Annotated in this window: 17 protein-coding genes; 6 read left to right on the plus strand and 11 right to left on the minus strand. The window is 60.9% G+C overall.

Annotation, left to right across the window (positions count from 1 at the left end; all coding sequences use genetic code 11):
* Position 1: 1 nt before the first annotated feature.
* A complete protein-coding gene (gene rssB, locus AD664_RS21840; protein ID WP_047737733.1) occupies positions 2–1183 on the plus strand; it encodes a two-component system response regulator RssB in 1182 nt (393 codons plus the stop codon).
* Positions 1183–1671, plus strand: a complete 489-nt coding sequence (gene rssC / locus AD664_RS21845; RefSeq protein ID WP_003183367.1) for an anti-sigma factor antagonist RssC — start codon at positions 1183–1185, stop codon at positions 1669–1671. Before rssB ends, rssC begins: the two co-directional genes overlap by 1 nt.
* Positions 1672–1830: 159 nt before the next feature.
* Here the strand turns inward: rssC and tal are convergent, their stop codons facing one another.
* The 4 genes from tal to AD664_RS21865 all read right to left on the minus strand — a co-directional run bounded on the left by tal (position 1831) and on the right by AD664_RS21865 (position 5789).
* On the minus strand, positions 1831–2757 hold the full coding sequence (tal, locus tag AD664_RS21850; protein ID WP_053149627.1) for a transaldolase: 927 nt from the start codon (positions 2755–2757) through the stop codon (positions 1831–1833).
* A gap of 178 nt (positions 2758–2935) precedes the next feature.
* Positions 2936–3931: a tRNA dihydrouridine(20/20a) synthase DusA gene (gene dusA, locus AD664_RS21855; RefSeq protein WP_083454235.1), complete on the minus strand. Its 996-nt coding sequence runs from the start codon at positions 3929–3931 to the stop codon at positions 2936–2938.
* Between the two features lie 54 nt (positions 3932–3985).
* Positions 3986–4849, minus strand: coding sequence for a class I SAM-dependent methyltransferase (locus AD664_RS21860; protein ID WP_053149633.1), 864 nt, complete (start codon positions 4847–4849; stop codon positions 3986–3988).
* 46 nt (positions 4850–4895) lie between these two features.
* Positions 4896–5789, minus strand: a complete 894-nt coding sequence (locus AD664_RS21865) for an NAD(P)/FAD-dependent oxidoreductase (RefSeq protein WP_053149635.1) — start codon at positions 5787–5789, stop codon at positions 4896–4898.
* A 204-nt stretch (positions 5790–5993) separates the two neighbouring features.
* Here AD664_RS21865 and AD664_RS21870 point away from each other — a divergent pair, with 204 nt between their 5' ends.
* Complete coding sequence (locus AD664_RS21870) at positions 5994–6632, plus strand: TetR/AcrR family transcriptional regulator (protein ID WP_053149637.1); 639 nt, start codon at positions 5994–5996, stop codon at positions 6630–6632.
* Positions 6633–6659: 27 nt separating this feature from the next.
* Here the strand turns inward: AD664_RS21870 and AD664_RS21875 are convergent, their stop codons facing one another.
* The 4 genes from AD664_RS21875 to AD664_RS21890 all read right to left on the minus strand — a co-directional run bounded on the left by AD664_RS21875 (position 6660) and on the right by AD664_RS21890 (position 8784).
* Positions 6660–7136: an SMI1/KNR4 family protein gene (locus AD664_RS21875; protein WP_053149639.1), complete on the minus strand. Its 477-nt coding sequence runs from the start codon at positions 7134–7136 to the stop codon at positions 6660–6662.
* An 87-nt stretch (positions 7137–7223) separates the two neighbouring features.
* Positions 7224–7946 (minus strand): metallophosphoesterase, encoded by a 723-nt coding sequence (locus tag AD664_RS21880; protein WP_053149642.1) that lies wholly within the window; start codon positions 7944–7946, stop codon positions 7224–7226.
* Positions 7947–8014: 68 nt separating this feature from the next.
* The gene (locus AD664_RS21885; protein WP_053149645.1) at positions 8015–8614 is read right to left on the minus strand and encodes a putative adenosine monophosphate-protein transferase Fic; all 600 of its coding nucleotides are present in this window, start codon (positions 8612–8614) and stop codon (positions 8015–8017) included.
* Positions 8614–8784: a YhfG family protein gene (locus AD664_RS21890; protein WP_123579870.1), complete on the minus strand. Its 171-nt coding sequence runs from the start codon at positions 8782–8784 to the stop codon at positions 8614–8616. Before AD664_RS21890 ends, AD664_RS21885 begins: the two co-directional genes overlap by 1 nt.
* A gap of 167 nt (positions 8785–8951) precedes the next feature.
* Between AD664_RS21890 and AD664_RS21895 the strand changes: the two genes are divergently transcribed.
* Positions 8952–10172 carry a putative DNA modification/repair radical SAM protein gene (locus tag AD664_RS21895; protein WP_053149651.1) on the plus strand — a complete coding sequence of 407 codons (1221 nt, stop codon included), beginning with the start codon at positions 8952–8954 and terminating at the stop codon, positions 10170–10172.
* Complete coding sequence (locus AD664_RS21900) at positions 10163–11044, plus strand: TIGR03915 family putative DNA repair protein (RefSeq protein WP_083454236.1); 882 nt, start codon at positions 10163–10165, stop codon at positions 11042–11044. Before AD664_RS21895 ends, AD664_RS21900 begins: the two co-directional genes overlap by 10 nt.
* 158 nt (positions 11045–11202) lie before the next feature.
* Here AD664_RS21900 and AD664_RS21905 read toward each other — a convergent pair whose 3' ends face one another.
* The gene (locus AD664_RS21905) at positions 11203–11688 is read right to left on the minus strand and encodes a hypothetical protein (protein ID WP_256207127.1); all 486 of its coding nucleotides are present in this window, start codon (positions 11686–11688) and stop codon (positions 11203–11205) included.
* Between the two features lie 263 nt (positions 11689–11951).
* Between AD664_RS21905 and AD664_RS27740 the strand changes: the two genes are divergently transcribed.
* Complete coding sequence (locus tag AD664_RS27740; protein WP_177330202.1) at positions 11952–12200, plus strand: hypothetical protein; 249 nt, start codon at positions 11952–11954, stop codon at positions 12198–12200.
* Between the two features lie 50 nt (positions 12201–12250).
* Here the strand turns inward: AD664_RS27740 and AD664_RS21915 are convergent, their stop codons facing one another.
* Together AD664_RS21915 and chrA are read right to left on the minus strand one after the other, a co-directional pair.
* The gene (locus tag AD664_RS21915) at positions 12251–12739 is read right to left on the minus strand and encodes a hypothetical protein (protein WP_053149656.1); all 489 of its coding nucleotides are present in this window, start codon (positions 12737–12739) and stop codon (positions 12251–12253) included.
* Positions 12740–12871: 132 nt separating this feature from the next.
* A complete protein-coding gene (gene chrA, locus AD664_RS21920; RefSeq protein WP_053149658.1) occupies positions 12872–14227 on the minus strand; it encodes a chromate efflux transporter in 1356 nt (451 codons plus the stop codon).
* Positions 14228–14348 lie beyond the last annotated feature (121 nt).

Raw genomic sequence — 14348 nt, forward strand, 5'->3', positions numbered from 1 at the left:
CATGCCAAAAACCAGTGCCACGCTGCTGATAATCGATGATGACGAAGTGGTGCGAGCGAGCCTCGCGGCCTACTTGGAAGACAGTGGTTTCAGCGTCCTGCAGGCCAGCAATGGCCAACAGGGTCTTCAGGTATTCGAGCAAGACAAGCCCGACCTGGTCATCTGCGACCTGCGCATGCCGCAGATGGGCGGACTCGAACTCATTCGCCAGGTCAGCGGGATCTCCTCGCAGACCCCGGTGATCGTGGTTTCGGGCGCGGGCGTGATGAACGACGCGGTCGAGGCATTGCGCCTGGGCGCGGCCGACTACCTGATCAAGCCCCTTGAAGACCTTGCGGTGCTCGAGCACTCCGTGCGCCGGGCCCTGGACCGTTCGCGCCTGCTGGTGGAGAACCAGCGCTACCGCGAGAAGCTGGAGACCGCCAACCGCGAGCTGGAAGCCAGCCTGAACCTGCTGCAGGAAGACCAGAACGCCGGCCGCCAGGTGCAGATGAACATGCTGCCGGTGAGCCCCTGGACTGTCGATGGCTTCCGGTTTGCCCACCAGATCATCCCGTCGTTGTACCTATCGGGGGATTTCGTCGACTATTTCCGAGTCGATGAGCGGCGCGTGGCATTCTACCTGGCGGACGTTTCCGGCCACGGCGCGTCGTCGGCGTTCGTCACGGTGCTGCTGAAGTTCATGACCACGCGCTTGCTGTTCGAGTCCAAGCGCAATGGCACGTTGCCGGAGTTCAAGCCTTCTGAGGTCCTTGGGCATATCAACCGAGGCCTGATCAGTTGTAAGCTGGGCAAACACGTCACAATGGTCGGTGGAGTCATCGACGAGGAGACTGGTTTGTTGACCTATAGCATCGGCGGTCACCTGCCGTTGCCTGTGTTATATACGCCAGACAGTGTTCGTTACCTGGAAGGGCGTGGCTTGCCGGTGGGCCTGTTCAACGAGGCCACTTACGAAGACCACGTACTGGAACTGCCGCCGACGTTCAGCCTGACGCTGATGTCTGATGGCATTTTGGATCTTTTGACAGAGCCTACACTCAAAGAGAAAGAAGCGGCCTTGCCTGAGCGGGTGAGTGCAGCGGGCGGCAGCCTGGAAGGCTTGCGCCAAGTGTTTGGATTAGCCACGCTCGGGGAGATGCCGGATGATATCGCCCTGTTAGTGTTGAGCAGGAACCTTTGATGAGTACCGGTAGAATCCAGTTCGCCGAGCAGGACGGCACCTTTGTCCTGAAGTTTGTCGGTGAAGTGCGCCTGACCCTGTGTTCGGCGCTGGATGCGACTATTGAGCGGATCTTCACGGCGCTGAACTTCAGCGCCATCGTGATTGACCTGACCGAAACCCGCAGCATCGACAGCACCACTCTGGGCCTGCTGGCCAAGCTGTCGATCCTGTCGCGGCAGAAGGTCGGCCTGTTGCCAACGGTCGTCACCACCCATAACGACATCACCCGCCTCTTGCAATCGATGGGCTTCGACCAGGTCTTCAACATCGTTGGCGACCCTGTGCCGTGCCCGGAATGCCTGGACGACCTGCCTGACCAGGACCAGTCCGAAGAAGAAGTGCGAATCAAGGTGCTCGAAGCCCACAAGATCCTGATGGGCCTGAACGATTCCAATCGTGAAGCCTTCCATGACCTGGTGAACGCCCTGGAGCGCCCAGGCGGCTGAAGCCCCTCGACCCTGTGGGAGCGGGCTTGCTCGCAAAGAGGGGATAACAGGCGACATCAATGCTGGAGTGCTGGTCTCTTTACGAGTAAACCCGCTTCCATAAACGCAAAAGGGGCGAACCTTTCAAGGTTCGCCCCTTTTATTTGCTAGCGCCTCACCTCAAAACTTGGCTTGCAGCAGCGCTTCCAGTTTTTCCTGGTCCCGCGCAAACTGACGAATACCTTCGGCCAGTTTCTCGGTCGCCATGGCGTCCTCGTTGGACAACCAGCGGAATTGCGCTTCATTGAGGTTCAGGCGTGCTTCCCCAGCCTGCCCCGGCGCCAGCTTGCGTTCCAGCTTGCCTTCGTCGGCGGCCAGTTTCTCCAGCAGTTCCGGGCTGACGGTCAAGCGGTCGCAACCGGCCAGTTGTTCGATCTGGTTGAGGTTACGGAAGCTGGCACCCATGACCACGGTCTTGTAGTCATTGGCCTTGTAATAGTTGTAGATGCGCGTCACCGACTGAACGCCCGGATCATCGGCGCCGGTGTAGTCGTTGCCATTGGCTTTCTTGTACCAGTCGTAGATACGGCCCACGAACGGCGAGATCAGGAAAACCCCGGCGTCGGCGCAAGCGGCGGCCTGGGCGAAGGAGAACAGCAGGGTCAGGTTGCACTGGATGCCTTCACGCTCCAACTGCTCGGCGGCACGAATGCCTTCCCAGGTGGATGCGATCTTGATCAGTACGCGATCACGGCCAATACCGGCCTTTTCATACAGGTCGATCAGGCGATGTGCACGCTTGAGCATGGCGTTGGTGTCGAAAGAAAGACGTGCGTCCACTTCGGTGGAAATGCGCCCCGGAATCACCTTCAGGATTTCCCCGCCCACGGCCACGCCAAAACGGTCGCTGGCCAGGCCGACATCGCCCTTGCAGTCTGCCACGCAAGCATTGAGCAGCTCGGCATAGCCACTCATGGCCGAGGCCTTGAGCAGCAGGGAAGGGTTGGTGGTGGCGTCCACGGGTTTGATGCGGGCGATGGCTTCGAAGTCGCCGGTATCGGCGACGACGGTGGTGAATTGCTTGAGTTGTTCCAGCTTGGAAGTCATGAGCGTGCTCTGTCCTATGGGTCTGTTGACATTACCCGAGGGCCGGCAGCCACTCAAGGGCGTGTAGAGGTATCGAAAGGCCCCAGCGGCAACAACCTGAAAACGGCTGTTTGAAAGGCCGGGGCGGTATCGGTAGATACGATGCCAAAAGCGGACGCAGGTTCAAAGCAAGTGACGGTTAGCGTCCTTCCAGCAACTGCCCGGCCTGGTCCAGCAGGGCCAACGGGTCCTGGGTCTTGTGGATGTCCACCGACAATAATTGCCGAAACCGCCGCGCCCCCGGAAAGCCGGTGCCCAGCCCGAGCACATGGCGAGTGATGTGGTGCATCGCGCCACCGGCGGCCAGGTGGCTGGCGATATAAGGTCGCAGCTGCGCCAATGCCTCGGCCCGGCTGATGACCGGCGCGGTGCTGCCGAACAATTGTTGGTCCACCTCGGCCAGCAGATACGGGTTGTGATACGCCTCGCGGCCCAGCATCACCCCGTCGAAGGTCTGCAAGTGCTCATGGCAGGCCGCCAGTGTCTTGATCCCGCCGTTGAGCACGATTTCCAGCTCTGGAAAATCCGCCTTCAACCGCGCCACCACGTCATAACGCAGCGGCGGGATATCGCGATTCTCCTTCGGCGACAGGCCTTCCAGGATGGCGATCCGCGCGTGAACGGTAAAACTGGTACAGCCAGCGTCACGCACAGTCCCCACGAAATCGCACAACTGCTCGTAACTGTCACGCCCGTTGATCCCGATCCGATGCTTGACCGTCACCGGAATCGACACCGCATCACGCATGGCCTTCACACAATCGGCCACCAAGCCCGGATGCCCCATCAGGCACGCGCCGATCATATTGTTCTGCACCCTGTCGCTGGGGCAGCCGACATTGAGATTGACCTCGTCATAACCGTGCTCCTGGGCCATGCGCGAGCAAGCGGCCAGATCGGCCGGAACACTGCCGCCCAACTGCAACGCCAGGGGATGTTCGGCTTCGTGATGCCGCAGGAAACGCTCATGGTCACCGTTGAGCAAGGCACCGGTGGTGACCATCTCGGTGTAGAGCAGGGCGTGCTTGGACAAGATGCGCAGGAAGTAGCGGCAGTGGGGGTCAGTCCAGTCCATCATCGGCGCCACACTGAAGCGCCGAGACAAGGATTGCTGAGGTACTGGGTATAAAGGCATCGGGGATCTGGGTGGGAAGGCGGAGGGGCGCAGTTTATCAGGAATGGAACCCCGTCAGTTTGCCGGATTGCGTGCCGTGACGATCCATGTTGCGCCGTCGATCATCACCGACCGCTCGCCGGGCAGGCCCGCGAAGGCGGCACGAACCGCGGCCCATGCGTGGGCGCGGATGTCATCGGGCTGATCAGCGAGCACCAGCGACAGCGGACCGCCCTCGAACGCCATTTTCACCGCATCGTCGATCGCCGCGTCGCGCGTCTCGCCCTTGCCGAACGAGATGAGCGCATCGAAAGGTGCAATAGCGATATCGGTGAAGCCGGCCGCTGTCAGGATGCGGGCTACGCGCGCCCGGTCGCCGAACGAGAAGGGGCCGGGCGCTTCGGGATCGCGCGGTGCGGTTGCTGGAATGATGCCCTTGATCGCGGCCATCGGCAGGCGCACCCAATCGTTTTCGGTCACGCTGCGCCAGCAGACGAAAGCGACCCGCCCGCCGGGCCGGAGGGCGCGTCGCATGTGGGCGAACGCGCCTGTCGGATCCTCGAAGAACATCACCCCGAAACGCGAGAACAGGATGTCGAACGCGGCCACGGGCAGTTCGGCGCTGCTGGCATCGGCCACTTGGAACAGGGCCGGCGTATCTTGTGGCGCCAGTAGGCGTGCTTGGCCGATCAGCGGTTCGGAGATGTCCACGCCCAGCACTTGGCCGCTCGCGCCGACGCGGGCGGCCAGATCCAGACTGGACGCCCCAGCGCCGCAGCCAACGTCCAGCACGTGTTCGCCCGTCGCGGGTGCGGCGGCTTCAATCGCGGCTTGGCCGAACACCGCCATCATGGCGTCGAGCCGGGCCTGGTTGGCGACCCAGTACTCCCCGCTTCGGCCATTCCAATCGGCGACCTGATAGGCATTGTGATCTGTCATGGGATCTCCTTGCTCTGTTTCGTTTTTCACAGAAGGTAATCTGCTCTCAAACCAACATCGATTGCTGGGCGAAGATACCTGCCGTCGCGCCGTGCGACGTTGCCAGGGTGACCGAAGCCATGAGGGGATTTGCGAGGTCACCTGCGGCGTAGATACCGGGTACGCTGGTTTCGCGACGCTCGTCGACCTTGAGGGCGATACCGAAGGGTGTATTAACTGTGGCGAGACCCAGTGATTCATGCAGGCTTGCGGATGGCGTGTTGCGCGGATGCGCGAACAGGATATCGACTGCAACATGGGGGCTGGTATCGAGCCTGACGGTGGCATTATGGTCCCCGTGTCGGGCGATTTCGGTGATCCGGCCCTCGACGACAGGTATACGACGGCTCGCCAGATCGGCCCGGATATCGGGTGCAATCTCGTGACCATCGGCGAAGACCGTTAGCGCATCGGTCCAATCGTGGTACAGCCTGACGTAATTGTGCGACTGTGGGCCGGACCAGACGAGGCCCCAATGCTGATCGGCGACTTCAAATCCATCGCAATAGGGGCAGGGCACAATGGCCTTGCCCCAGTTTTCGGCAAAGCCCGGTACCTCAGGCATCTGGTCGACGACGCCGTAGCTCAGGATCACGCGGCGTGCCTTCAGGCATTCGTTGTCGTCGGTGAAGACGCAGAAATCGTCGATTGCGCCAGACACGCTCTCGGCTCGGGCATTGACCAGCCTGATCGTTGGATAGCGTGCCAGTTGCTGCCGCGCCTCGACCAGGATGTCCAACGGTGGCTTGTGATCGTGGCCGAGCAGACCATGCGAATGACCGGCAAAGCGGTTGCGCGGCCTTCCGGTATCGAGAACGGTGACCTTGCGGCGGGCACGACCGAGTTGCAGGGCGGCGGCGAGACCGGCAAAGCTGCCACCGATGATAACGACGTCATTCATGGTGATGGGGCTCCGTGCTTTGGGTGAAGGTGCGAGGACCAGGGTGGTGCGCAAGGTCATCCAACGATAGGCGTCGATACCGCCGTGCCGCCCAGGAGCCTGGCTGGAAAAACAGGCAGAAACCTGAGCATCGGCTTGTACGCTTAAGATACTTTGAAGTACCCTAATTCACGAATTGGAATACTGTCAAGTACTGGAATTTTTATGACCGAAAACAGTCGGGCCCGGCGCGGCCGGCCCGCCAACGAGGCGCTTGGCCAAACGATAGTCGACGCCGCATGCGAACTTTTTGTGGAGCTGGGTTTTCAAGCGACGACGATGGACAAGGTCGCCCAGCGCGCGAAGATATCCAAGCTAAGCATCTATCGGCACTTCGAGAACAAGGAAGCACTGTTCAGCGCGGCTATCGCGGCCCGCTGTCATCAGTTTGCACCGCAGGATTTTTCTGAAGGCGTAGACGGTTCGGCCGAAGATCAGCTCATGGCGGTGGGATCATCCTTGATGCGCACGCTCATGAGCCCGGACGTCCGCGGTGTCGAAGCCATGATCATGGCTGACAAGACGAATCAAAAGTCGCTGGGCAAGCTCCAATACGAAGCCGGCCCCGCCCACGTCATCGCCCAAATCGAGGCCCTGCTGCAACAGCTGCACGCGAAGGCTGTTTTGAACGTGCCCGATCCCCTCCAGTCCGCTCGCTTGTTTGCCGCGCTCATCAAAGGATCCGATCTCCTGATCATTGCACGCTTTGATGAGGCGAAAGCACAGGACGACCATGAGATCGAATCGTACTGTCGGTCGGCCGTCGCGATGTTCGTTGCCGCGCACAGTGGCAACAAGACCTGAGCGGCGCTCGAAGCCTTCTCCAATCGATCACCCGATCTCTTGAACCCACTCAGCCACCCAGTCAAGCAAGGACGAATGCTCCACATCCCGGTTTTCCCAGTCGTGCCAATAGGCGATGAGCTCCCCGTGGCCTGTTGGCGAGGCATCGACGACCACATAGTCGCCCGAATCATTGGTCAAAAACGGCACCCAATAGCGCCCCCATGGCTCGAGAAATTCCTCCTCTGGATCGAGGAAAAACGTCATCACCTCGACAATTTCATGGGCTGCAAGGAGGCGGCGGTTGTCGCTGTCGCGCAGTGGGGCGTTCCATTCTTGTCCGTCATGCCAAAGCAATAGCTGAGCCAGGCTCGGCGGCAGTGGCGCGCCCAGGGTTTGTTCGATCCGGGTGATATCTGCGTGAGTGGCGGGTGGGCGAAACGTGGCTGCCACTTGTGGCGCTACACGCAGGCCGACGAGGGTCAGCAGTTCGTGAATGCGGTGGTTTTGAGGCTGCTCATGCATGGCGTTCTCCTGTTCACGGCGGCGCGAGTTGAATATCGTTGATTCAAAGCCGATTGAATGGGCACGGAGCCCTGTGTGGCGCAGCGATCATGGACTCATGCGCAGGTGGGTGACGGTTTCGCTGTTGAGCTCGATCAGGCTCAAGGCACCGTCGCCAAAGGAGCAGCCGGTGTCGATGTAGACGACGTTGCCCAGGCGCTTCACGCTCGGTACGGTCGAGTGACCGACGTAGAGTTGGTGTATTCCCTTGATCGGGTCATTGTTTTGCTCCTCGATCCTTTCCCTGGCATACAGCGCCATGCTTAGCGCGCGCAGGCGGCAAATCTCTCCCAGTTGCCCTTGCAAGGCTGCTTTGGCTTTCTGCCAGTCGTCCCCTTTTTGCGTTTGTGGCGCTTCGGCATGCACGACGCCGACGGTGTTGCCGTCCAGCAAGTCGACTTCGATGATCCATGGCAGCGCCTGGAGAGCCTTGGAAAGTTCCTGCTGGACGGGGGGCGGTAGTTCATAGAGCCAGGCTCCGCCGTTGCGGGTATGTCTGGGAATGTCGCCGTCGCCGCTGATGCAGTCGATCAGCATCTGTTCATGATTGCCTCGCACGGCATGAAACCAGGGTTGCGAAAGCCAGTCGAGCACTTCCAGGGAGTCGGGGCCGCGGTCGATCAGGTCGCCGACGGAGAAAAGACGGTCCCGTTCCACGTCGAACTTCGAGCGTTCCAGCAGGATGCTTAAAAGTTTGAAGTGGCCGTGAACGTCCCCCACGACAAAGTCGCGGCCTTCTGGGTTGGAGGGAAATGTGCTTATTGTATTCATGCCGATGTTCTAGGGGGGAAGTCGCAAGCAAGATTGTGGAAAACGCGTTTCAGATGACCGGTGCTATCTTACGGGCGAATCGGGCTGCCAATACATTTTTCAAACACGTGCTGCATGGGCTCGAGCATGCAGTGATAAGCCGCGATGTTGGCGTCGATCCACTGTTCTTTCTCAATGCCCCACCAACTGATCTCAAAACCGGCGTTCATGATGAGGTGTTCGAAGAGAATCCTTTGAGCACGGCCATTGCCTTCGCGAAAAGGATGGATGACGTTGATCTCTGAATAGGCCTCTGCCACGGCGTTTATCAGGTCTGCGCGACCCATGCCTTCAAACCAGTTTTGTGCAGCCATGCCCTTGAAGATTTTTCCGGCTTGCGCCTCCATGAATGACGGCTGGCAGAAACGGGTGTCCTGCTTGGCCATTCCAACGGTTCGCAATTGTCCGGCCCATTCATACAGGTCGCAGAAGAGCACCTGATGAATGCTCTGAAGATAACCCAGGCTATAAGGGGGAGGGCTGAATTCGACGTTGTCCGCGGCGATGGCCGAGAGCTGTTGTTCGGCTTCGCTCAAGGTCGACTCGTCGCGGATATCGAGTTTATTACGCAGGATTGTAGAGCCGGGGTAGCAATAGGCGTCTTCGCCGACACCATATTTGTCCGGCATCAGGCTCGGGTCTTGGTGAAGGTCTTCAACACTTCTTCGCGCGTTGGCATTTTGCAATCGCTCTCGGAAAAGCTCACTTTGAAACCTTCCAGGCGCAGGCTGGCGGCATAGTTGGAACGACGTGTCCTGGCCGCGTAGGCCTTTTTCGCTTCAAGGCTGACAGTGCCCATGGGCTTGATCTCAATGGCGAACGTAGGCCGATTATAGCCCATCTCGCGAGGCCGGGCCTATGTCACAGCCTCTATGGGCCTTCCTTGGGGAATTGAGCTGATCAATGGCCCTTGCAATGCCGTGCATCTCAAAATACTGTATTTATAACCAGTATCGAGAGGCCTTCATGCAACTTATCGCCAAGCTCGGCATTCTCGCCGACGCTGCCAAGTATGATGCTTCCTGCGCCAGCAGTGGTGCCCCCAAGCGCAGCTCCCGGGGGCGCGATGGCTTGGGCGCTACGGATGGCATGGGCATTTGTCATAGCTATACGCCGGATGGGCGTTGTGTGTCGCTGTTGAAGGTGCTGCTGACCAATTTTTGCTTGTATGACTGCCAGTATTGCGTCAACCGTCGTTCCAGCAACGTGCCGAGGGCGCGCTTCACGCCAGAGGAAGTGGTGCGCTTGACCCTCGATTTCTATCGCCGCAATTGCATCAGTGGCCTGTTCCTGAGCTCCGGCATCATTCGCTCGGCCGACTACACCATGGAGCAATTGGTGCGGGTGGCACGGTTGCTGCGCGAGGACCATCAGTTTCGTGGCTATATCCACCTCAAGACCATTCCCGACGCCGACCCGCTGTTGATCGAAGAGGCCGGGCGGCTGGCCGATCGCTTGAGCGTGAATATCGAGCTGTCCAGCGAGGCGAGCCTCAAGCGCCTGGCGCCGGAAAAGCAACTGACCACGATTCGCCAGGCCATGGGCACCATCCATGACGGACAGCAGGCGGTGGCCGGGGAGGCGAGGGCGCCGCGGTTCGCGCCAGCCGGGCAAAGCACCCAGGTCATCGTCGGCGCCGATGCCACCGATGACCATGCCATCTTGCAGAACGCCGAATCGCTGTACCAGGGCTATGGTTTGCGCCGGGTCTATTACTCGGCGTTCAGCCCTATTCCCGATAGCCCCGCCAGCGTGCCGTTGGCGGCGCCGCCCTTGTTGCGCGAGCACAGGCTCTACCAGGCTGACTTTCTCATGCGCGGCTACGGCTACAAGGCCGGCGAACTCTTGGGTAACGCCGGCAACCTCGATCTGGACATCGACCCCAAGCTCGCCTGGGCGCTGGCCAACCGGGAGGTTTTCCCGCTGGATGTGAACCGCGCCGAGCCTGCGTTGCTGGCGCGTATTCCCGGGATCGGCCTGCGCAGCGTGCAACGACTGGTGGCGCTACGCCGGGAGCGTCGGGTCCGCTATGACGACCTGGTGCAGTTGCGTTGCGTACTGGGAAAGGCGCGGCCGTTCATCATCACCAGTGACTACCGACCCGCTGAAGCCCAGGTGCGCAGCGGCCTTTTGCGGGCGCGTCTGCGCGATCCCCAGCGACCTGTGCAGATGGGGCTATGGGGATGATCGCGCTGGATTGCGATGACGACTTTTCGACCTGGCGCGACCAGGCCCGGACGCTGCTTGGGCATGGCATCGACCCCAGTGACGTGACATGGGCCCAAGGTCCGATCACCGACCTGTTGGCCGTGCCGATGCCGCTGCCATCAGGCCCTGGCCCGTTCCGCACGCGGGTGCCGGCGGCCTTGTTGGCGCAACTCGAACAGGCGGGCCGTTACCTCGGCGAACAACGCTGGAACCTGCTGTATGAAGTGCTCTGGCGCGTGGCCCATGGCGACCGCACCGCCATGCTCGCCGGCGATCGCCTGGGCAGTGAACTGCAGCGACGGATCAAACAGGTCAGTCGCGAAGCTCATCACCTGCACGCCTTCGTGCGCTTCGTTCCTTTGCCACCCGCGTTGGCCGAGCGACTGCAACTGGACCTTGTGTCGTTCCATGAGCCCGCCCATGACATTCTCGAGAGCGCCAGTGGTCATTTTGCCGAACGACTGGGACGGCAACGCTGGCTGATCGCAACGCCCCGCGACGGTATCCGCTTCGACGGCCAGTCACTTGACTACCGGCGCCAGTGCCCTGAGCAGTGGCGACAATGGGCACGTCACGCCGACGATCCGGGCGCCGAGCTGTGGCGCACCTATTACCGACACATCTTCAACCCGGCGCGGCTCAATCCCCAGGCGTTGCGCCAGCACATGCCCGGACGCTTCTGGCAGCACCTGCCGGAGGGCGGATTGATTCCCCAATTGGTCGGGCAGGCGCGCCAGGGTAAGCAGCGTGATGGGCAGGCGATAGAGGTGAAGGAGCAGGCAGGCAAGCGGATTGTGGTGGCCGCGAGAAATGACGGCACCTCGTTGGGCGTGTGCCTCACGCCTGATTGATTGGGCTTTTCAGCTCACATCCAGGCCTGGGCTTTGAATGGGCCAGGCTTGGGCGTAGCGAACATTCTATGCAACTCTTCCGTCAGGGCTGCTAGCTGCTTTTCAATCCCCCCATCCGCACCATGGGTAGGGTTTTGTGAGCGTAACGGGTTCGCGCTTTAGCCCTTCATCGCCAACTGACTGGCCTGTTGCACCTGGGTAGCGGACAAGTTGCCGTTCTTGGTGAGTTTGTCCAGGGACGCGGTCGCTGTCAGCAGGCTGGCGGTCAGGGTGGAAAGCGTTGCCTGGAGCGCGCCCATCCTGGTCTGCTTGGTCTCTGGAGTCATGCTCTGGTCGGCCATCAGCGCCTGCATTTCCGATTGCTTCTCTGCGATCTTCTGCTTCAGTTCCCGGATCATTTTCAGGATCTTCTGCACGGTGTCAGGCAGCCCGCTTTCTTCAATGTCCTTGTTGGCATTGGCTGCGCGTTCATCTGCGGATTTTTGCAGGCCGACACCCGACAGCGAGACCTTCACGCCCGCCACCGGCGCGCCGGTGGCGGGGGCGATCGCCGATGTCTGCGATTCATCTTCGGACTTCTTGGGCTCCAGTTTGATCAGCGATTGTTGGAGGCTGCTGGAGATTTGTGCGTTGATGTTGATCATGTTCACGCCTGAATGTGTAGGTGTTCGAGGCTATCGGCTCGCTAACGAGGGGCTTTAGGCGCCAGCAGTGATTAAGTTGTTAAAGAGTGTATTCATGACCAATGCCCGCCGGCCTACGAAGGCGCTCCCGCGCGGCGAAAGGCGACGACCGTTGAGCGCCTGTGGTTGGTGGCATATTGATATGCTGGTAAACTTCGTGCTCGTGATCTTCCGAGTTTTTCGTTGTGACCACCGAGCGTATTTCCCATTTGGAACAAGCCCTTATGGCCGTGATCGCTGCTGCGGGAAAGATGGGTCTCAGCAGTGACGAATTGTGCGCACAGGCGGTCGGCGGGCTGGTGTCCGAACGCTACTGGAGCTGGGCGAACGCCCATTACGCCCAAGGCGCGGCGGACGAAATCGACAACGCCTTGAACCTGCTGATAGGCAGGTCGGCGACGCGAGTGACACCCTCGTCGATCGACATCCTGCCCGATGTGCTCGTCGCCACCGCCACGCCAACCGGCGGCTGATCGGTTCTGTTCAACGAAAAGGGGCGACCTGTGAAGGTCGCCCCTTTTCATTAAAGGCCCAGGCCTTTTTCCACCACCGAAAGCATCGCCTCTTCGTCCATGGCAATGGGGTCAGGCTGCGACTGCTCGGCTTGATCCACGGTTTTTATGTGCCACACCGATTCGCCATGTTCACCCAGGCTGCGAAGCAGGCAGCTTTGCTGGCCGGTCATGTGAATGTCGATGCGCCCGGCGCCGCCTGGGGTGAAGCGGGCAACGGGATCGAAGGTCAGGCGCCGGGCATTGCCCTCGATGACCAGTTGATCGATCGCATAGTTGTATGTCGACCCGCTGAAATGACTTTCAAAGACGTGGGTAGGGTTACGCCGAATGTCGAGGCCGGCCTCGCAGACCGGGGCCAGCCAGGCTTCGATCTGGCGGTACAGCTCGTTGACCTGGGCGGGCCAGTGTTCGATTGCCAGGTCGGCGCAGTGGTCGTTGTCGGCCTGGGTCTGCTGGGCTTGCCTCAGTTTGGTGGCCAGCTCGTCTGCCTTGCTCATGTCGATTGTCCCTGTCGTGATGATGGGGTTGAGCTTAGCTTAAGGACACCTGCGTCCGTCTTGCGCTGCGTCATGAGCGCTGCTGTGCGGTTGCGATGGTCGAGGCGGTAGCCGACGTTATCGTGGATAAAGCTAACGCAACAGATGCACCGCCAACCCGGTCAGCCCGCACGCCAGCAACACCTGGATCACTCCGCGCCTGTAGCGGAACAGGGCCACGGCCGCGGCGCAGGCGATGATTGCCGAGGGCCAGTCCAAGGCACCGGAGAAGCCTTGGGGCCAGAGCACGTGGTAGCCGAAGAAGCAGGCCAGGTTGAGGATCACCCCGACCACGGCGGCGGTGATTGCGGTGAGCGGTGCGGTGAATGTCAGCGCGTTGTGGGTCGATTCCACCAGGGGGCCACCCGCCAGGATAAACAGGAACGACGGCAGGAAGGTGAACCAGGTCACCAGCGCGGCGGCCATGGCGCCGGCGAGGAAAACCTGGTCGGGGCCGAACACTTGCGTCACATAGCCGCCGACGAAACCGACGAACGCCACCACCATGATCAGCGGGCCAGGGGTGGTTTCGCCCAGGGCCAGGCCGTCGATCATTTGGGTCGGCGTCAGCCAGCCGAAGTGTTCGACGGCGCCCTGGTACACGTAGGGCAAGACCGCGTAGGCGCCACCAAAGGTCAGCAGCGCGGCCTTGGTGAAGAACCAGGCCATTTGCGTCAGGGTGCCGTCCCAGCCGAACACAGCGGTAAGCAGCCCCATTGGCAAGATCCAGAGCAGGGCGCCGACGATCGCCAACCGAGAGAGCCTGAAGGCGCTAAACCGGGCATGGTCCGGGGGCGGGGTGTCGTCATCGATCAGCGCCGGGCCGAAGGATGAGTGCCTGGCATCCTGGCCGCCCAGGCTGAATTTTTCCGGCGCCCAGCGGCCGCCCAGGTAACCGACGGCAGCGGCACCCAGCACGATCAGCGGGAAGGGCACGTTGAAGGCGAATAGGGCGGTGAACGAGGCGGCGGCGATCGCCCACAGCCAGCTGTTCTTCAGCGCGCGGGCACCAATCCGGTGGGCGGCATGCACCACGATGGCTGTCACGGCCGGCTTGATTCCGTAGAAGAGGCCCGCCACCACCGGCACTTCGCCAAAGGCGATGTACAGCCACGACAAGATGATGAGAATGAACAACGAGGGCAGCACGAACAGCGCTCCGGCGATGACGCCACCCCAACTGCGATGCATCAGCCAGCCCAGGTAGGTCGCCAGTTGCTGGGCTTCCGGCCCGGGCAACACCATGCAGTAGTTGAGCGCGTGCAGAAAGCGTCGCTCGGAGATCCAGCGCCGGCGCTCCACCAGTTCCTGGTGCATGATCGAGATTTGTCCGGCGGGGCCGCCGAAGCTGATGAAACCCAGTTTGAGCCAGAACCAGAAGGCTTCACGCAGGCCTACGGCAGAAGGGCGGGACAAGGCTTCGTCGACGGTTCGGGTCGGTGTGTTCATGGTCGGCGAGGGCACTTGGCAGTCGAGGACGAGTTGCGCCGGCAGGCGCGGGTTGACCTAGATAGCCGGGCTGATGTCGGGCAGTCAAGCAAGACCATGCGCTTTTTTTGCCCGTAACGTG

It is taken from the genome of Pseudomonas sp. P97.38 (assembly GCF_001269745.1).
Taxonomy (GTDB): Bacteria; Pseudomonadota; Gammaproteobacteria; order Pseudomonadales; family Pseudomonadaceae; genus Aquipseudomonas; species Aquipseudomonas chlororaphis_E.

What these genes read in the sequence shown, in the direction of transcription:
- rssB (WP_047737733.1), top strand. Translation starts at nt 2, where the DNA reads ATGCCAAAAACCAGTGCCACGCTGCTGATAATCGATGATGACGAAGTG.
- rssC (WP_003183367.1), top strand. Translation starts at nt 1,183, where the DNA reads ATGAGTACCGGTAGAATCCAGTTCGCCGAGCAGGACGGCACCTTTGTC.
- tal (WP_053149627.1), bottom strand. Translation starts at nt 2,757, where the DNA reads ATGACTTCCAAGCTGGAACAACTCAAGCAATTCACCACCGTCGTCGCC.
- dusA (WP_083454235.1), bottom strand. Translation starts at nt 3,931, where the DNA reads ATGCCTTTATACCCAGTACCTCAGCAATCCTTGTCTCGGCGCTTCAGT.
- AD664_RS21860 (WP_053149633.1), bottom strand. Translation starts at nt 4,849, where the DNA reads ATGACAGATCACAATGCCTATCAGGTCGCCGATTGGAATGGCCGAAGC.
- AD664_RS21865 (WP_053149635.1), bottom strand. Translation starts at nt 5,789, where the DNA reads ATGAATGACGTCGTTATCATCGGTGGCAGCTTTGCCGGTCTCGCCGCC.
- AD664_RS21870 (WP_053149637.1), top strand. Translation starts at nt 5,994, where the DNA reads ATGACCGAAAACAGTCGGGCCCGGCGCGGCCGGCCCGCCAACGAGGCG.
- AD664_RS21875 (WP_053149639.1), bottom strand. Translation starts at nt 7,136, where the DNA reads ATGCATGAGCAGCCTCAAAACCACCGCATTCACGAACTGCTGACCCTC.
- AD664_RS21880 (WP_053149642.1), bottom strand. Translation starts at nt 7,946, where the DNA reads ATGAATACAATAAGCACATTTCCCTCCAACCCAGAAGGCCGCGACTTT.
- AD664_RS21885 (WP_053149645.1), bottom strand. Translation starts at nt 8,614, where the DNA reads ATGCCGGACAAATATGGTGTCGGCGAAGACGCCTATTGCTACCCCGGC.
- AD664_RS21890 (WP_123579870.1), bottom strand. Translation starts at nt 8,784, where the DNA reads ATGGGCACTGTCAGCCTTGAAGCGAAAAAGGCCTACGCGGCCAGGACA.
- AD664_RS21895 (WP_053149651.1), top strand. Translation starts at nt 8,952, where the DNA reads ATGCAACTTATCGCCAAGCTCGGCATTCTCGCCGACGCTGCCAAGTAT.
- AD664_RS21900 (WP_083454236.1), top strand. Translation starts at nt 10,163, where the DNA reads ATGGGGATGATCGCGCTGGATTGCGATGACGACTTTTCGACCTGGCGC.
- AD664_RS21905 (WP_256207127.1), bottom strand. Translation starts at nt 11,688, where the DNA reads ATGATCAACATCAACGCACAAATCTCCAGCAGCCTCCAACAATCGCTG.
- AD664_RS27740 (WP_177330202.1), top strand. Translation starts at nt 11,952, where the DNA reads ATGGCCGTGATCGCTGCTGCGGGAAAGATGGGTCTCAGCAGTGACGAA.
- AD664_RS21915 (WP_053149656.1), bottom strand. Translation starts at nt 12,739, where the DNA reads ATGAGCAAGGCAGACGAGCTGGCCACCAAACTGAGGCAAGCCCAGCAG.
- chrA (WP_053149658.1), bottom strand. Translation starts at nt 14,227, where the DNA reads ATGAACACACCGACCCGAACCGTCGACGAAGCCTTGTCCCGCCCTTCT.